Raw genomic sequence first — 668 nt, forward strand, 5'->3', positions numbered from 1 at the left:
TTCATGCCGTTGACGAGATACCCAACGGATACCTTGGTGATGATTTTGTCTGCCACGTCCTGCATCAGTTGTTCGCCTGCAGGCGATTTACTGAAGCGCACGACAGCGCGGCCCTTGCGGTCGCCGTCGATGCGTGCGGATTCCACGACGCCGCGCTGGTCGTCCCAGTCGTGCATCCACAGCACAGCGGCGTTATTGTTCAGGCGCGACAGGTCCACGGCGCCAGCGTCGTGCGACAGCACTTCGATTCCGAACCATCGTTCGTATTCGATTTCAGAACTGAACGACAATTCGACGGTGCGCGATTCCAGGTCCACCGTTCCCAGGTCTGCATCGCGACGCAGGCCGCCTTTCTCGCGGATTTCGTGAAGGCGCGCAGCCAGCTTGTTCGATTGCGACGGGTCGCCGTCGCGCGTCATCATCCTGGTGTAGTCCATTTCGTTATTCCTTCGGCGGCTTCGCCACAGATTCATCGGCCTTGCTCGGCGCAGCTTCAGGCGCAGGCAGAATGCCGAACATCACACTGATAAAATCTTCCGGGATGCCGGCCGCTTTCAGGTCCTCAATGTCCTGCGCGATTTCGGCGAACACCTTTTCAGGTTCGCGCCCTTGCTCGCGAATGACTTGTGAAGGCGACGTAAGGCCCGCGCGAATTTCCGTCACCTTCG

2 protein-coding genes are annotated in these 668 nt (G+C 59.1%); both read right to left on the reverse strand.

Annotated elements, in window-relative coordinates:
- The coding region (locus AC5ZGW_RS46715) for a hypothetical protein (protein WP_496114207.1) at positions 1-437 on the reverse strand (437 nt) is incomplete at its 3' end.
- A gap of 4 nt (positions 438-441) precedes the next feature.
- On the reverse strand, positions 442-668 hold a 227-nt coding region (locus tag AC5ZGW_RS46720; RefSeq protein ID WP_496114208.1), incomplete at its 5' end, for a hypothetical protein.

Source organism: Bradyrhizobium sp. Crot121, assembly GCF_059512385.1.